The 13,579-nt window shown below is 63.6% G+C and carries 14 protein-coding genes; 3 read left to right on the top strand and 11 right to left on the bottom strand.

Features of this window, described 5'->3' with window-relative positions:
• Together mutM and mutY are read left to right on the top strand one after the other, a co-directional pair.
• A complete protein-coding gene (gene mutM, locus AAHK20_RS20570) occupies window positions 1-831 on the top strand; it encodes a bifunctional DNA-formamidopyrimidine glycosylase/DNA-(apurinic or apyrimidinic site) lyase (protein ID WP_449183351.1) in 831 nt (276 codons plus the stop codon).
• Between the two features lie 23 nt (window positions 832-854).
• Window positions 855-1,955, top strand: coding sequence for an A/G-specific adenine glycosylase (gene mutY, locus AAHK20_RS20565; protein WP_449183350.1), 1,101 nt, complete (start codon window positions 855-857; stop codon window positions 1,953-1,955).
• Window positions 1,956-1,987: 32 nt separating this feature from the next.
• Here mutY and AAHK20_RS20560 read toward each other — a convergent pair whose 3' ends face one another.
• The 11 genes from AAHK20_RS20560 to kdsD all read right to left on the bottom strand — a co-directional run bounded on the left by AAHK20_RS20560 (window position 1,988) and on the right by kdsD (window position 11,386).
• Entirely contained in the window at window positions 1,988-2,623 is a 636-nt protein-coding gene (locus AAHK20_RS20560; protein ID WP_449183349.1) for an LON peptidase substrate-binding domain-containing protein, read from the bottom strand.
• A gap of 37 nt (window positions 2,624-2,660) precedes the next feature.
• Entirely contained in the window at window positions 2,661-3,554 is an 894-nt protein-coding gene (gene rapZ / locus AAHK20_RS20555; RefSeq protein WP_449183348.1) for an RNase adapter RapZ, read from the bottom strand.
• 84 nt (window positions 3,555-3,638) lie between these two features.
• On the bottom strand, window positions 3,639-4,607 hold the full coding sequence (gene hprK, locus AAHK20_RS20550; protein WP_137330989.1) for an HPr(Ser) kinase/phosphatase: 969 nt from the start codon (window positions 4,605-4,607) through the stop codon (window positions 3,639-3,641).
• 140 nt (window positions 4,608-4,747) lie between these two features.
• Window positions 4,748-5,260 carry a PTS IIA-like nitrogen regulatory protein PtsN gene (gene ptsN / locus AAHK20_RS20545; RefSeq protein ID WP_206997576.1) on the bottom strand — a complete coding sequence of 171 codons (513 nt, stop codon included), beginning with the start codon at window positions 5,258-5,260 and terminating at the stop codon, window positions 4,748-4,750.
• Window positions 5,261-5,498: 238 nt separating this feature from the next.
• The gene (gene hpf, locus AAHK20_RS20540) at window positions 5,499-5,870 is read right to left on the bottom strand and encodes a ribosome hibernation-promoting factor, HPF/YfiA family (RefSeq protein ID WP_137330991.1); all 372 of its coding nucleotides are present in this window, start codon (window positions 5,868-5,870) and stop codon (window positions 5,499-5,501) included.
• Between the two features lie 169 nt (window positions 5,871-6,039).
• A complete protein-coding gene (locus tag AAHK20_RS20535) occupies window positions 6,040-7,551 on the bottom strand; it encodes an RNA polymerase factor sigma-54 (protein WP_449183347.1) in 1,512 nt (503 codons plus the stop codon).
• Between the two features lie 192 nt (window positions 7,552-7,743).
• On the bottom strand, window positions 7,744-8,553 hold the full coding sequence (lptB, locus tag AAHK20_RS20530; RefSeq protein WP_449183346.1) for an LPS export ABC transporter ATP-binding protein: 810 nt from the start codon (window positions 8,551-8,553) through the stop codon (window positions 7,744-7,746).
• The gene (gene lptA, locus AAHK20_RS20525) at window positions 8,550-9,230 is read right to left on the bottom strand and encodes a lipopolysaccharide transport periplasmic protein LptA (RefSeq protein WP_449183345.1); all 681 of its coding nucleotides are present in this window, start codon (window positions 9,228-9,230) and stop codon (window positions 8,550-8,552) included. The genes lptB and lptA overlap by 4 nt, the downstream gene beginning before the upstream one ends.
• A gap of 29 nt (window positions 9,231-9,259) precedes the next feature.
• Entirely contained in the window at window positions 9,260-9,856 is a 597-nt protein-coding gene (gene lptC / locus AAHK20_RS20520; RefSeq protein ID WP_449183344.1) for an LPS export ABC transporter periplasmic protein LptC, read from the bottom strand.
• A 5-nt stretch (window positions 9,857-9,861) separates the two neighbouring features.
• Complete coding sequence (locus tag AAHK20_RS20515; RefSeq protein WP_449183343.1) at window positions 9,862-10,401, bottom strand: KdsC family phosphatase; 540 nt, start codon at window positions 10,399-10,401, stop codon at window positions 9,862-9,864.
• A gap of 1 nt (window position 10,402) precedes the next feature.
• Entirely contained in the window at window positions 10,403-11,386 is a 984-nt protein-coding gene (gene kdsD, locus AAHK20_RS20510) for an arabinose 5-phosphate isomerase KdsD (protein WP_449183342.1), read from the bottom strand.
• A 166-nt stretch (window positions 11,387-11,552) separates the two neighbouring features.
• On the opposite strand from kdsD, the gene AAHK20_RS20505 reads away from it, so the two are divergent.
• Window positions 11,553-13,538 (top strand): monovalent cation:proton antiporter family protein, encoded by a 1,986-nt coding sequence (locus AAHK20_RS20505; RefSeq protein WP_449183410.1) that lies wholly within the window; start codon window positions 11,553-11,555, stop codon window positions 13,536-13,538.
• Window positions 13,539-13,579: the final 41 nt, after the last annotated feature.

Genomic DNA, 13,579 nt, shown 5'->3' with positions numbered 1-13,579 from the left:
ATGCCCGAGCTCCCAGAAGTTGAAGTCACCCGGCGCGGAATCGAGCCGTACGTTGCCGGGCGCCGCGTCGAACGCGTCGACGTGCGGACTCGGGCGCTGCGCTGGCCGGTGCCCGCGGATTTCGCGAGTACGTTGGCCAGGCAGTTGATCCGCAAAGTCGAGCGGCGCGGCAAGTATCTTCTGTTCGAACTCGATGACGGCTGGTTCATCGTCCATCTCGGCATGACTGGCACCCTGCGCGTGTTGCGGCATATCGCCGAGCCGCCCGCGCCTGCAAAGCACGATCACATCGACTGGATTTTCGACGAATTTATTCTGCGCTTCCGTGACCCACGCCGCTTTGGCGCAGTACTTTGGCATCCGCGCGAGGCGGGCGATGTGCTCGAGCATCCGCTGCTTGCCTCGTTGGGCGTCGAGCCATTCGCGCCCGAGTTTTCTGGAACCCTGATGCATCGACGCACGCGGGGCCGAAAGGTTTCCGTCAAGCAGGCGCTGCTCGCGGGGGATATCGTGGTCGGCGTGGGCAACATCTATGCGTCCGAAAGCCTCTTTCGCGCGGGCATCAGGCCGACGACGCCAGCCGGGCGCGTCTCGCTCGCCCGCTACGACTTGCTTGCCGCCGCAGTGCGCGCGACGCTTGCCGCCGCGATCGACAAAGGCGGGAGCACGTTGCGCGATTTCGTCGGCAGCGACGGCGAGAGCGGATATTTTCAGCTCGACTATTTTGTCTATGATCGCGCAGGTCTGCCGTGCCGCGTGTGCGGCGCGCCGATTAAGCAAATCGTGCAAGGGCAGCGTTCCACTTATTTTTGTCCCCATTGCCAGCGTTGATGCCGGCGCCGAACTCAATCTTCATGTCTCATCCTTTCGCTTCGTCCGATTCACGCCTTCAATCCGATTTCGCCGTGCGCCTGATCGCATGGCAGCGCGAGCATGGACGCCACGACCTGCCGTGGCAGAACACGCGAGATCCGTATCGAATCTGGCTCTCGGAGATCATGCTGCAGCAGACGCAGGTCTCGACCGTGATTTCGTACTACACGCGTTTTCTCGCGCGTTTTCCCGACGTTGCGGCGCTCGCCGCCGCTCCGCTCGATGATGTGATGGCGTTGTGGGCCGGCCTCGGCTATTACACGCGCGCGCGCAATCTGCATCGATGCGCGCAGGCGGTCGTCGAGCAACATGGCGGGGCGTTTCCGAAGACCGTCGAAGCGCTTGCCGAGCTGCCCGGAATCGGACGCTCGACGGCTGCGGCGATTGCGTCGTTTGCGTTCGGCGTGCGCGCGACGATTCTCGACGGCAATGTGAAGCGCGTGCTCGCGCGCGTGTTCGGCGTCGAAGGCTTTCCCGGCGAGAAGCGCATCGAGAACGCGATGTGGACGCTGGCCGAATCGCTCTTTCCAATGGACGGCAGCGACGACGACATCAGCGCTTACACGCAGGGCTTGATGGACCTCGGCGCTACGCTGTGCGGACGCGGACGACCCGATTGCGCGCGCTGTCCTTTCGCGGCGAATTGCATCGCGAACGTGAGCGGCAGGCAGCGCGAGTTGCCGGCGGCGCGTCCCAAGAAGACGGTGCCGACGCGCCGCACGTGGATGCTCGTGCTACTCGACGGCGCTTCGGTGCTGCTCGAGAAGCGACCTCCTACCGGCATCTGGGGCGGGCTGTGGAGTCTTCCGGAAGCCGCCGACGAAGCCGCGCTTGCGAAGCGCGCTCGCGCATTCGGCGGCTCGTGCGCGCCGGAACATCTCGCGCCGTTCACGCACACGTTCACGCATTTCAAGCTCGAGATCGAGCCGCGCGTGGTCGACGTCGATCTCGGACACACGAGCGCACATCTGGAGGCCAGCGACAACGAGACCGCCTGGGTGCCTCTTGCGGAAATCGACGCATACGGTCTGCCCGCACCCGTGCGCAAGCTACTGGATTCGCTTCAGGGATCGTTGCTGTAGCTTCGCGAAGTCGCGTGGGTCGGCGTCGATGCTTATAGCAGCTGATGCTGCTGCATGTAGTGATGGACTACGTCGATGCGCGCGCCCGCGTCGCGAAGCTCCATCAACTTCTGACGCGCACGCAGCGGAATCTGCAGCACTTCGGACAAGCGGTTCGACACCCAAGTCGGATCGTCGAAGCGAAACGGCTCGCCAAACGGCAGGCTTTGCGGCTCGCGCTCGCGGATCGTCTCGATGATGCGTTCGAGCACTTCCGCGCATGCGCCGAATTTCGCGAGCGCCTCGGTGCCTTCGAGCGGAATGTCTTCGGGCAGCGGCTCCGCCATGCCGACGAGCAACCCGCTCGCTTCGACTCGATGCGACAGCAGCCGAAAGCGCTGCGTGCCGCGTGCACGAATCAGCAGCATGCCGTAGGCGTCGACGTCGCATTGATCGATTTTGGCGAGGCAGCCGATCGGTTCCGGTACGGCCGGTTCGTCAGGCCGCGCGACTTCGGCGCCGCTTTTGAGCAGGCAGACCCCGAAGGGCGTCACGTCGCGCAGACAGTCTCGCGCCATGTCCAGGTAACGCGCTTCGAAAATCTTCAGGGGCAAGAGCCCGTCAGGGAAGAGCACCGTATGCAGCGGGAAGAGCGGCAAATCGGCAAGCACGGCAGGAGTAGAGGACATGGCGCAACGCTAGAAAAAGGCCGCGCAGTGCGGCAAGTTAGGCCACCAGGCGCGACGATTCTCCAACGTCGATCGGCGCATCTCGATGCCGCACAATCACGTTTGCCTCACTCGCGAGACGCGCGGCAAGCGTCTCGGCGATGAATACCGAACGATGCTGTCCTCCGGTGCAGCCGATCGCGACGGTCAGATAGCTGCGATTGTCGTCGCGAAAGTGCGGCAGCCACTTCCTCAGAAACACTTCGATGTCGTTGATCATCTCGTGCACGACGGGCAATGCGTCGAGAAAATCGATGACAGGTTTGTCGAGTCCGGTGAGAGGGCGCAGTTCGTGGTCGTAGTACGGGTTCGGCAGCGTGCGCACATCGAAGACGAGATCGGCATCGAGCGGCACGCCGCGCTTGAAGCCGAACGATTCGAACATCAGCATCAGACCCGCATGCTCCTGTTCGATGAAACGCTTGACCCACGCGCGCAATACGTTCGCGCGCAGATTGCTGGTGTCGATCTGATGGCCGAACTCGGCGAGATCGGCGACGAGTTCGCGCTCCCGTTCGATGGCCTCTTCGAGCGACGTCATAAGACCCACGTCGGCATCGTGCGCGGGCGAGCCCGATAGCGGGTGACGGCGGCGCGTCTCGGAAAAACGCTGGATCAACGCCTGCGTGCTCGCGTTCAGGAACAGCACCCGGACGTCGTGATCGCTCGCCAGATTGCGGATGATGGCGGGCATGTCACTGAGCGATGCGCTCGAGCGGGCATCGATGGCGACCGCGAGGCGCTCGTGACCGTCGGTCGCCAAATATTCGGCGAGCGCGGGCAGAAAACGCGGCGGCAGATTGTCGACGCAGTAGTAGCCAGAGTCTGCGAGCGCGTTCAAAGCAACAGACTTGCCGGAGCCGGAGATGCCGGTGATCAGAACAATGCGCATGGAGAAAAATCCGTTCGTTTCATCATAGCACCGGACCCAGCCTACCGCGCCCCCATGACAGCGTTGTTGGCCGCCGCTCCGGCGTCAAATCAGCTTGCCGGGGAACTGGCTTTCCGGGTCCTGCATCGCGAGGCGCTGGCGGTCCATGAAGTCGCGCAAAGTATCGATGCCTCGAAGCTGCAGGATCGTGTTGCGCACCGCGGCCTCGACAAGAACCGCGAGGTTGCGGCCCGCCGCCACCTGGATCGTGACCTTGCTGATCGGCAGGCCGAGCACGTCGACCGTCTGGCTTTCGAGCGGCAGGCGCTGGAACTCGCCGTCCGGCCGGCGCACCAGTTGCACGATCAGTTTGAGCTTCATTTTGCGGCGTACCGCGGTTTCCCCGAAGATCGTCTTGATGTCGAGAAGACCTAGTCCGCGCACTTCAAGAAGGTTCTGCAGAAGCGGTGGGCAGCGGCCTTCGACGAAATCCGGGCCGAGCCGCACGAAGTCGACGGCATCGTCCGCTACGAGGCCGTGGCCGCGGCTGATCAATTCGAGGCCGAGTTCGCTCTTGCCGAGACCCGAGTCGCCGGTGAGCAGCACGCCCATGCCGAGAATGTCGAGGAACACGCCGTGCAGTGTCGCGCGCGGAGCGAGGATGCGCGACATGTAGAGCCGCAGATTGTCGATGACCGCGGCCGCCGACATCGGCGTCGTGAAGAGCGGCGTCGACGAGCGCGTGCAGCGCAGGACGAGTTCCGGCGGCGCCGCGATGCCGCCCGCGACCACCAGGAACGGCGGCTCGAGCGCGATCAGCTCGGCCATGTGGCGCGAGCGGTCTTCGTCGGTTTGGCGCTGGTAGTAGTTGATCTCGGCGTCGCCGAGCACTTGAATCCGGTTCGGGTGAATCAGGTTCAAGTGGCCGACGAGATCGGAACTGGCGGTCGCCGTGGCGACGGTTTCGGTCGAAAAACCGCGCTCCCAGCCTTCATGCCCCGTCAACCAGCTCAGTTTGAGCATGGAGGCGTTATCGTCGAAGATGCTTTGGGCGTTGATGCTGGACGTATCCATGAATCCGTGACTCCAAGTTGCCAGGCCGTTTTTCCGATCGACCTCCTAGCGGCCGGTTCGGTCGGCTAACGTAACGGTTCCGGGTGCGCCCGCTCGCGCATCGCACTGGCCGGCGCAATGCGCGTTGCCCTGTTGCACCCTCAAGGGTGCCACTGGGTGAGCAGCCGATGCAACTCCGCGGCGCTAGGCTCCGAATGCAGGCGTTCGCGCGCTTCGCGGTCGGACAGCAATTGCGCGATTTCCGAGAGGATTTCCAAATGCTGCTGCGTGGCCTGTTCCGGCACGAGCAGGAAGATCAGGAGCGAGACCGGCTGGCCGTCCGGCGATTCGAACGGAATCGGCTGCTCGAGGCGCACGAAGGCGGCGAGCGGTTGCTTCAGCCCCTTGATGCGGCCGTGCGGAATCGCTACGCCTTCGCCGAGGCCCGTCGAGCCGAGGCGCTCACGCGCAAACAGATTGTCGGTGACCGTGCTGCGCGCGATCCCGTTTTGATTTTCGAAGATCAGGCCCGCTTGCTCGAATACGCGCTTCTTGCTGGTAACGGATAGTCCGACGACGACGTTTTCGAGGGGAAGGAATTTGGCTAAACGATTCATGTTGGCAGGCGGACGCGTGGCCTGGATTCTCCTCGCGGCAACTGACTGGTTGTCCATATTCGCAGTGCTCACAGGGAATTGCGCGCGAGACTGGATTGTTCCCTACGTCTGGCGACCCCGATAATAACCGGGACATTATAGAACAGCGCGAGCGTCGATGGTGCAGCGCGCCATCCGTTGCTACGCGGTGTCGTTTCGCCGCCAAAAAGCGCGGGTTCGAGCGCTGCTTCGGCGCACGGCCAGACGAAAAAACCGCCCGTTTCCGGGCGGCTTTTCAGGGGTGAAGAGTGCTTCTTCAAGAATTCGCGACTGCGGGCGGCAGCTCGATGTGCGACGCCTCCGGATGATGCTTGATCGCGTGGTGCTGGTGCTCTTGGAGACGGTCCTTGTGCCGGATGACCTGCCTGTCGAGCTTGTCGACCATCAGGTCGATCGCGGCGTAGAGGTCGCCGTCAGCGCTTTCGATAAAGATGTCCTTGCCCTTCAGATGGAGATTGATTTCGACCTTCTGACGCTTTTCCTTTTCCTTGTGATTGTCGACCGAGAGGACCACATTGCCATCGATCACCTGATCGAAATGTCTTAGCACCTTGTCCAATTTGGTGATCACGTATTCCCGCAACGCTGGCGTTACTTCGAGATGGTGTCCACTGATCTTCAGATTCATAGTGCTCTCCAAACGAATGGCCGCCTGACACCCATTGGTGCGGCAGTACCGGTCGGGAGCGGCCCGCTCGAGTCATCACCCCGTGACTGACGAGCGGCGGGTCGTATCGGCCGGCCTTCTCCGCCAACAGCATCGCGGCCGGAAAATGCCCGCCGCAAAAGGCAGCGAGCTACAAAGACTTGCGCAAATTCACTGCGGGGATCTTGAGGGCTTCGCGGTACTTCGCGACCGTGCGGCGTGCGACCACGAATCCTTGTTCCGCCAGCAGTTCGGCTATGCGGCTGTCTGAAAGAGGAGTTTTGGTGTCTTCAGCTCCTATCAGTTGCTTGATGAGTGCGCGAATGGCCGTTGAGGAGGCCGCGCCCCCTGTATCGGTCGAAACGTGAGATCCAAAGAAGTACTTAAATTCAAGCGTCCCAAACGGGGTAAGCATGTACTTCCCGGTCGTTACACGCGAGACCGTTGACTCGTGTAAACCCAGCGTATCAGCTATTTCCCGCAAAACCAAGGGGCGCATCGCAATTTCGCCGTGGGTGAAAAAGTTCTTTTGACGCTCCACAATGGCTTGCGCGACTCTGAGAATAGTCTCGAATCGCTGCTGAATATTTTTGATCAGCCAACGCGCTTCTTGCAGCTGTTGACGCAGCGAACCACTGCCGGGATCGCCCCGGCTGTTGCGCAAAATATTCGCGTAAAGGTGATTGATGCGCAGGCGCGGCACCACTTCGGGATTCAGTTCGGCCTGCCAGCCTTGTGCTGTTCTTCTCACCATGATGTCCGGCACGACGTAATCGGCCTCGGCTTTTCCGTATGCGGCGCCGGGGAACGGTTCGAGCGAGCGGATCAGCGTGTGGGCGTCGCGCAGGTCGTCGTCGTTGGCCTTCAGTTGTTTGCGCAGGCGCGTGAAATCGCGCGCCGCGAGCAGTTCCAGATGATGGGCGACGATTTCGAGTGCGAGCGTGCGCGTAGGCGATGCGTCGAGACGCAGCAGTTGCAGCTTCAGGCATTCGGACGCCGTGCGTGCACCGACCCCGGCCGGATCGAAGCTGTGCAGCAGTGCCAAGGCGGCGTTCAGTTCGTCGAGATCGACTTCGAGTTCTTCCGGCAAATCGGCGAGCACTTCATCGAGCGAGGCGGTCAAGTAACCGTCGTCGTCGAGCGATTCGATCAGGAACGTGACTAGCGCGCGGTCACGTTGGCTCGCTTGCGTGACTCGCAGTTGCGCCATCAGGTGATCGCGCAGCGTGGTCGTCGATTCGTGGATCTGCAGCGGCGGCAGGTCGTCGTCATCCGACGCGTTGCCGGAGCGGCCGTAGTCGTCGAGATTCCATTGGCTCGAATCGGAGCCGCTGTCGGAGGACAGGCCGTTGTATTCGTCGACGCTTTGCGGTTCGCCGCCCTCGCCGTTTTCGGCGGTGCTGCTCGACGAGTTCGACGTCCCGGGCATCGGCTCGGGACTGTTCGTGTTCGGCGTTTGCGCAATGACCGACCCGTCCGCCGCGACGCGCAACGGACTCGCGATCCATTCGTCTTCGCTTTCGAGCAGTGGATTTTGCGCGACCGCCATCGCGACTTCTTGTTGCAGTTCGAGCGTAGACAACTGCAGCAGCCGGATCGACTGCTGCAGTTGCGGGGTCAGCGCGAGATGCTGCGATAGGCGGAGTTGGAGGCTGGCTTTCATGGCAAGTTGAATTTCATTGTAGAGAGTTTGCCACGCGAGCGAAACCTTGCGACGCCTGGAAATAGCGTATTGACGGTTTGCGTTCGGGAGGGCGGGGCGTGAGCCCCGTAAAAATTGCTGATCGCGGGCGCGAGCCCGGCGGGGAGGCGGCCGGCGTGGCGGCCGCATTAGCGGCGCACTGGGCGCCGCCGGTTACATCCGGAAGTGTTCGCCGAGGTAGACGCGGCGCACGCTTTCGTTTTCGATGATGTCGCTCGGTGCGCCAGCGGCCAGCACGCTGCCGTCGCTGATGATGTAAGCGTGGTCGCAAATGCCGAGCGTTTCGCGGACGTTGTGGTCCGTGATCAGCACGCCGATATTGCGCTGCTTCAGGAATTTAACGATCTTCTGAATTTCCAGAACGGCGATCGGGTCGACGCCCGCGAACGGTTCGTCGAGCAGAATGAAGCTCGGGTTCGTCGCGAGCGCGCGCGCGATTTCGACACGGCGGCGCTCGCCGCCCGAAAGCGACAGCGCCGGATTCTCGCGCAAGTGCGCAATCTGCAGTTCGTCGAGCAGCGCCTCGGTGCGTTCGGTGATCAGCGCTTTCGACAGGCGTTTGCCGTGCTCGTCGAGCTGCAGCTCGAGCACGGCGCGAATGTTTTCCTCGACCGTGAGCTTGCGGAAGACGGACGCTTCCTGCGGCAGATACGACAGCCCGAGCGACGCACGCTTGTGAATCGGCAACAGGCTGATCGAGTTGCCGTCGAGGACGATTTCGCCGGCGTCGAGCGGCACGAGGCCGACGATCATGTAGAACGACGTCGTCTTGCCGGCGCCGTTCGGCCCGAGCAGGCCGACGACTTCGCCGCTTTTCACGTCGAGCGACACGTCCTTGACGACCGTGCGCGACCCGTACCGCTTTTTCAGGTTGCGCACCACCAGCGAACTCGTGGTGCCCGGCGCGTTGCGGTTGGGCAGCGTGTGCGTCGCGGTAGCGGCGGGAGTGGAAAGGGTGTTCACTGCGGCGGAGTTCCTTGAATCTGGGTCGACGGTGCGAGGGTGGCCGACGCCCCGTTGAGCGGCGCGGCGCCGCCCGACTTGGGCGACAGCATCGCACGCACGCGGCCGCTCGGGTTGCCGGGGCCTGCTACGTCCTTGCCGGCCTTCGCAGTATAGAAGTCGGTTTGGCCGTCATACGTGATGACGCTGCCGTGGACTTCGTCCATCAGCGTCGAGAGGCCCTGCAGGCGGCGCACCGTCGCGTTGGTGGTGAGCGTGGTCAGGTCCTGCTTGCCGTCGTAGTTGATTTGCACGGCGGTGCCTTCGATGTATTCGTCGACGCCGTCGCGCTTCTGGCGGAAGTACGAGAGGTTCTTGCCCGCCGACGTGCCGACGGCGTATTGGTACCCCTGCGGGTCCTGGGTCACTTCGACGCGATCGGCGCGGATCACGATCGTGCCCTTGGTGGCGACGACGTGCCCCGTAAAGATGTTGATCTGCTTCAGATCGTCGTAAGTCATGTTATCCGCTTCGATATTGAGCGGTTTGTCGCGATCGGCGCGCTCGGCGTGCGCGAGCGGAGCCACGCCGAAGAAGGGCAGCGAGACGAGCGCCGCCGTCAGTCCAGCGCGTACCGCGCGGCGCGCGAACGACGCGCGTGCGCGGCCGAGGTCAAAACGAGAGAACGATTCGTTCATGCAGTCACGCTAGGAATAGATGGCCCGGGTTACTTGGACGAGCCGCCGCCGACGTCCGACGCGGCAATCGCGCCTTTGACGTTGCCGAAAAGCTGCATCACCCGGGTGACGTTGTTGTAGTGCATGCCGTTTGCCGTCGCCACGGAAAGGCCGCGCCGAAGTTTAACCGGCTTTTCGGTCTCGATCACGTCGTCGTTGACGAGCACGCGGAAATGTGACGAATCGGCCTGCATTTCCGGGTCGCCGTAGCCCGGCGCGCGCAGGATGCGGGCATTGTCATACAGATCGACGATCGAAGCGTCGCCATTGACCGTGCCGCGCAGGCCCGTGGCCGTCACGATCGGCTTGCCGGGCTGGAATGCCCGGATGGCCGGCATCGTCAGATCGCTGTTTTCGTCGTCTTCATAGTGGACCATTTTCGTCGCCGTCAGCCGGTACTGCGTGCTGCCGGTCTGATCGAGTTCGGAAACCGAGAAGTTGTCGGCGAAATAGTCGGGCGAATGGCTTTTGGGCTTTTCGGGCTGGGTCGGCTGCGTTTGCGTGGCTTCCAGCAGCCAGTAGGTGACACCCGCCAGCAACGCCATCGCGAAGAGGGCAATCAGTGACGTGATTCGGGACTGGTTCATCCGTTTCAGGCTCCGCAGGCGGCGGCGAGCAGCGCGTCGTAGCGGTTTTGGGCGCGGAGGATCGTTTCGCAGAGCTCGCGTGCGGCGCCGTGGCCGCCGCGTGCCTGGGAGACCCAGTGCGCGCGCGCGATCACCTCGGGGTGCGCGTTGGCCGGCGCGGCTGCGAAGCCGCACTGGAGCATGACGGCGAGATCGGGCCAGTCGTCGCCCATATAGCCGCATTCTTCAGGCGCGACGCCGGTCGCCGCCAAGAGATCCGCGAACGCTTTGCGCTTGTCTTCCACGCCTTGATACAGATGGTTGATGCGGATTTCCTGCGCGCGCACCTGCACGATGCCCGACTTGCGGCCGGTGATGATCGCGGTGGCGACGCCGGCTTCGCGCAGCAGCTTCAGGCCGTGGCCGTCGAGCGAATTGAACGACTTCATCGTGTCGCCCTCGGCCGTGAACAGCAGGCCGCCGTCCGTGAGCACGCCGTCCACGTCGAAAATCATCAACTTGACGCGGCTCGCGCGCTCGGCGACGGTCAGGGGCGTAGCACTCATCTCAAATCACCTTCTTTGAAAACAGGTCGTGCATGTTGAGCGCGCCAATCAGCTTGCCCGCTTCGTCGACGACGAGCATCTGATTGATCCGATGGCGCTCCATCAGTTCCACCGCTTCGACCGCCAGATGATCGGCGCCGATCGTGCGCGGGGCGCGCGTCATCACTTCGGCGATCGGCAGGTCGCGGAAGTCGCCCGTGCGTTCGAGCACGCGGCGCAGGTCGCCGTCGGTGAAGATGCCTTCGACGCGGTCGTGTTCGTCGACGATCGCCGTCATCCCCATGCGCTTCGCGGTCAGTTGGAAGAGGGCGTCGCGCACGGTGACGTTATCGGGCACCTTCGGCAGTTGGTCGCCCGTGCGCATCACGTCGCGCACATAGGTGAGCAGGCGCCGGCCGAGCGCACCGCCGGGGTGCGAGCGCGCGAAATCGTCGGGGCCGAAGCCGCGTGCGTCGAGCACCGCGACCGCGAGCGCGTCGCCGAGCGCGAGTGCGGCCGTGGTGCTGGCCGTCGGCGCGAGGTTCATCGGGCACGCCTCCTTCGCGACGCCGGCGTTCAGGTGCACGTCGGCGAGCTTCGCGAGGCTCGATTCGGGGCGGCCGGTAATCGCGATCAGCTTGGAGCCGAGGCGTTTCAGCAAGGGCAGAATCGAAATCAGCTCTTCCGATTCGCCGGAATTGGACATGGCGATGAACACGTCGTCGGCGGTCACCATCCCGAGGTCGCCGTGGCTCGCTTCGGCTGGATGCACAAAAAATGCGGGCGTGCCGGTGCTTGCCAGCGTGGCGGCGAGTTTTCGGGCGACGTGGCCGGATTTGCCGATACCTGATACGACGACACGTCCGCGGCAGCTCAAGAGGAAATCGACTGCGCTGACAAAACCGTCGTCGAGTTGATTGCGAAGCCCGCGCACGGCGTCAGCTTCGATGTCGAGCACGTCCCGGGCGAGCGCCAGCGCCCGGTCGCCATTGATTTTCGCTATCATTCGCGGAGTATAGCAAAAGGCGTTTGTTCGCCGCGTCAGGCCCCTGTGCCTGTCTGCTGCCTTCCCCGGCTCCAACATCCCGTCCCGAATGCGCCGGTTGCTGCGCGCGCGACGGGTTCCGCTGACGAACGAGGACGCTTAGCCCGTGGTAATTTCGCCGCTCGAGATGACGCTGTTTCTGCTGCTCGCTTCAGTGGCAGGCGTTGTCCTATTCCGTTTCCTGAATCTGCCGCCGATGCTCGGCTATTTGACCGTGGGCATCCTGGTCGGTCCGAACGCGCTCGGCATTGCTCCGGATACGGCTCGGGCGCAGCATCTCGCCGAGTTCGGCGTCGTGTTCCTGATGTTCTCGATCGGGCTCGAGTTCTCGCTCTCGAAGCTGCGCTCGATGCGCACGCTCGTGTTCGGGCTCGGCTTGCTGCAGGTGATCGGCACGGTGGCGATCGCGGTGATACTCGGGCTCATCTTCGAGCGCTGGGTGCATATTACGTGGCAGGGCAGCGTCGCGCTCGGCGGAGCGTTGGCCATGTCGTCGACGGCGATCGTCAGCAAGATGCTCGCCGAACGGCTGGAGATCGAGACCGAGCACGGCCGCAACATCTTCGGCGTGCTGCTGTTCCAGGATCTGGCGGTCGTGCCGCTCCTCATCATCATCGCCGCGCTCGGCGGCGATTCGAAGAGCCTCATGGCGACGCTCGGCATCGCGGCGATCAAGATCGTCGTCGCGCTGTCGCTGCTGTTGATCGTCGGGCAGAAGTTCATGACGCGCTGGTTCAACGTCGTCGCGCGGCGCCGCTCGCAGGAACTGTTCGTGTTGAACCTGCTTCTCGTCACGCTCGGCGCCGCGTTCATCACCGACAAGTTCGGCCTCTCGCTCGCGCTCGGCGCGTTCATTGCCGGGATGCTGATCGCGGAGACGCCGTACCGGCATCAGGTCGAGGAGGACATCAAGCCGTTTCGCGACGTGCTGCTCGGTCTCTTCTTCATCACGACCGGCATGCTGCTCAATCCGCGCGTGCTGATCTTGCATCCGTTCATCGTGCTCGCGTTCCTGATCGGGCCGATCTTGCTGAAAGCGCTGATGATCACCGGCCTCGCGCGCGTGTTCGGGGCGACGCCGGGCGTCGCGATGCGCACCGGCATCGGGCTCGCGCAGGCCGGCGAATTCGGCTTCGTGCTCTTGAACCTGATCCTCGACAAGCACCTCGTCGACGCGACGCTCTTGCAGGCGATTCTCGCGTCGATGCTGCTGTCGATGCTCGCGGCGCCGTTCTTGATCCAGAACGCCGATCGCATCGTGCTGCGCTTGTCGTCGACTGAATGGATGATGCAGTCGCTGCAAATGACGCGCATCGCCACCCAGAGCCTGAAGCAAAGCGGCCACGTGATCATATGCGGCTATGGCCGCGCCGGGCAGAACCTTGCGCGCATGCTCGAGCACGAGGGCCTGTCGTACGTCGCGCTCGACCTCGACCCTGATCGCGTGAGCGCCGCGGCCACGGCCGGCGAATCGGTCGTGTTCGGCGATGCGGGGCGGCGCGAATCGCTGCTCGCGGCCGGTATCCACCGGGCCGCCGCGATCGCGATCACCTACGCGAACACGCCCTCCGCGCTGCGCGTGCTGCACAACATCCACGAGCTCGAGCCGACGCTGCCCGTCATCGTTCGCACCGTCGACGACGCCGACCTCGAAAAGCTCCTCGCCGCCGGCGCCACCGAGGTGATTCCCGAGATCGTCGAAGGCAGCCTGATGCTTGCGTCGCACACGCTCGTGCTGATGGGCGTGCCGATGCGGCGCGTCGTGCGGCGCGTCGAGGAAATGCGCGACGAGCGCTACAGTTTGCTGCGCGGCTATTTTCACGGCGCCGACGACCTCGGCGACGAGGACGGCCACGAGCAGGTGCGGCTACAATCTGTGCCGGTCGACGAGAATTCGGACGCCGTCGGGCGCTCGCTCGAAGAGCTTGGTTTTGCCGGCATCGGCGTCGAAGTGACGGCCATTCGCCGTCACGGCATTCGCGGCGTCGAGCCGGGCCCCGAGACGAAGCTGCGCGCCGCCGACATCGTCGTGCTGCGCGGGTTGCCCGAGGCGCTGGCGATCGCCGAGGAGCGCCTTTCGCGTCATCGCCGCGCGGGGGCTTCCGCCGCTTGACGCGGCGCCGGGCGCACGCCGCCGACCCGCTTTCCTACCGG

This window comes from Trinickia camelliae, assembly GCF_053525655.1.
Note: the sequence above shows the minus strand (reverse complement) of the source record. Positions and strands in the feature narration are given on the sequence as shown.

Bases quoted from the DNA above. Each gene is read 5' to 3' on its own strand.
- mutM (WP_449183351.1), top strand. From the start codon at position 1: ATGCCCGAGCTCCCAGAAGTTGAAGTCACCCGGCGCGGAATCGAGCCG.
- mutY (WP_449183350.1), top strand. From the start codon at position 855: ATGTCTCATCCTTTCGCTTCGTCCGATTCACGCCTTCAATCCGATTTC.
- AAHK20_RS20560 (WP_449183349.1), bottom strand. From the start codon at position 2,623: ATGTCCTCTACTCCTGCCGTGCTTGCCGATTTGCCGCTCTTCCCGCTG.
- rapZ (WP_449183348.1), bottom strand. From the start codon at position 3,554: ATGCGCATTGTTCTGATCACCGGCATCTCCGGCTCCGGCAAGTCTGTT.
- hprK (WP_137330989.1), bottom strand. From the start codon at position 4,607: ATGGATACGTCCAGCATCAACGCCCAAAGCATCTTCGACGATAACGCC.
- ptsN (WP_206997576.1), bottom strand. From the start codon at position 5,260: ATGGACAACCAGTCAGTTGCCGCGAGGAGAATCCAGGCCACGCGTCCG.
- hpf (WP_137330991.1), bottom strand. From the start codon at position 5,870: ATGAATCTGAAGATCAGTGGACACCATCTCGAAGTAACGCCAGCGTTG.
- AAHK20_RS20535 (WP_449183347.1), bottom strand. From the start codon at position 7,551: ATGAAAGCCAGCCTCCAACTCCGCCTATCGCAGCATCTCGCGCTGACC.
- lptA (WP_449183345.1), bottom strand. From the start codon at position 9,230: ATGAACGAATCGTTCTCTCGTTTTGACCTCGGCCGCGCACGCGCGTCG.
- lptC (WP_449183344.1), bottom strand. From the start codon at position 9,856: ATGAACCAGTCCCGAATCACGTCACTGATTGCCCTCTTCGCGATGGCG.
- AAHK20_RS20515 (WP_449183343.1), bottom strand. From the start codon at position 10,401: ATGAGTGCTACGCCCCTGACCGTCGCCGAGCGCGCGAGCCGCGTCAAG.
- kdsD (WP_449183342.1), bottom strand. From the start codon at position 11,386: ATGATAGCGAAAATCAATGGCGACCGGGCGCTGGCGCTCGCCCGGGAC.
- AAHK20_RS20505 (WP_449183410.1), top strand. From the start codon at position 11,553: ATGACGCTGTTTCTGCTGCTCGCTTCAGTGGCAGGCGTTGTCCTATTC.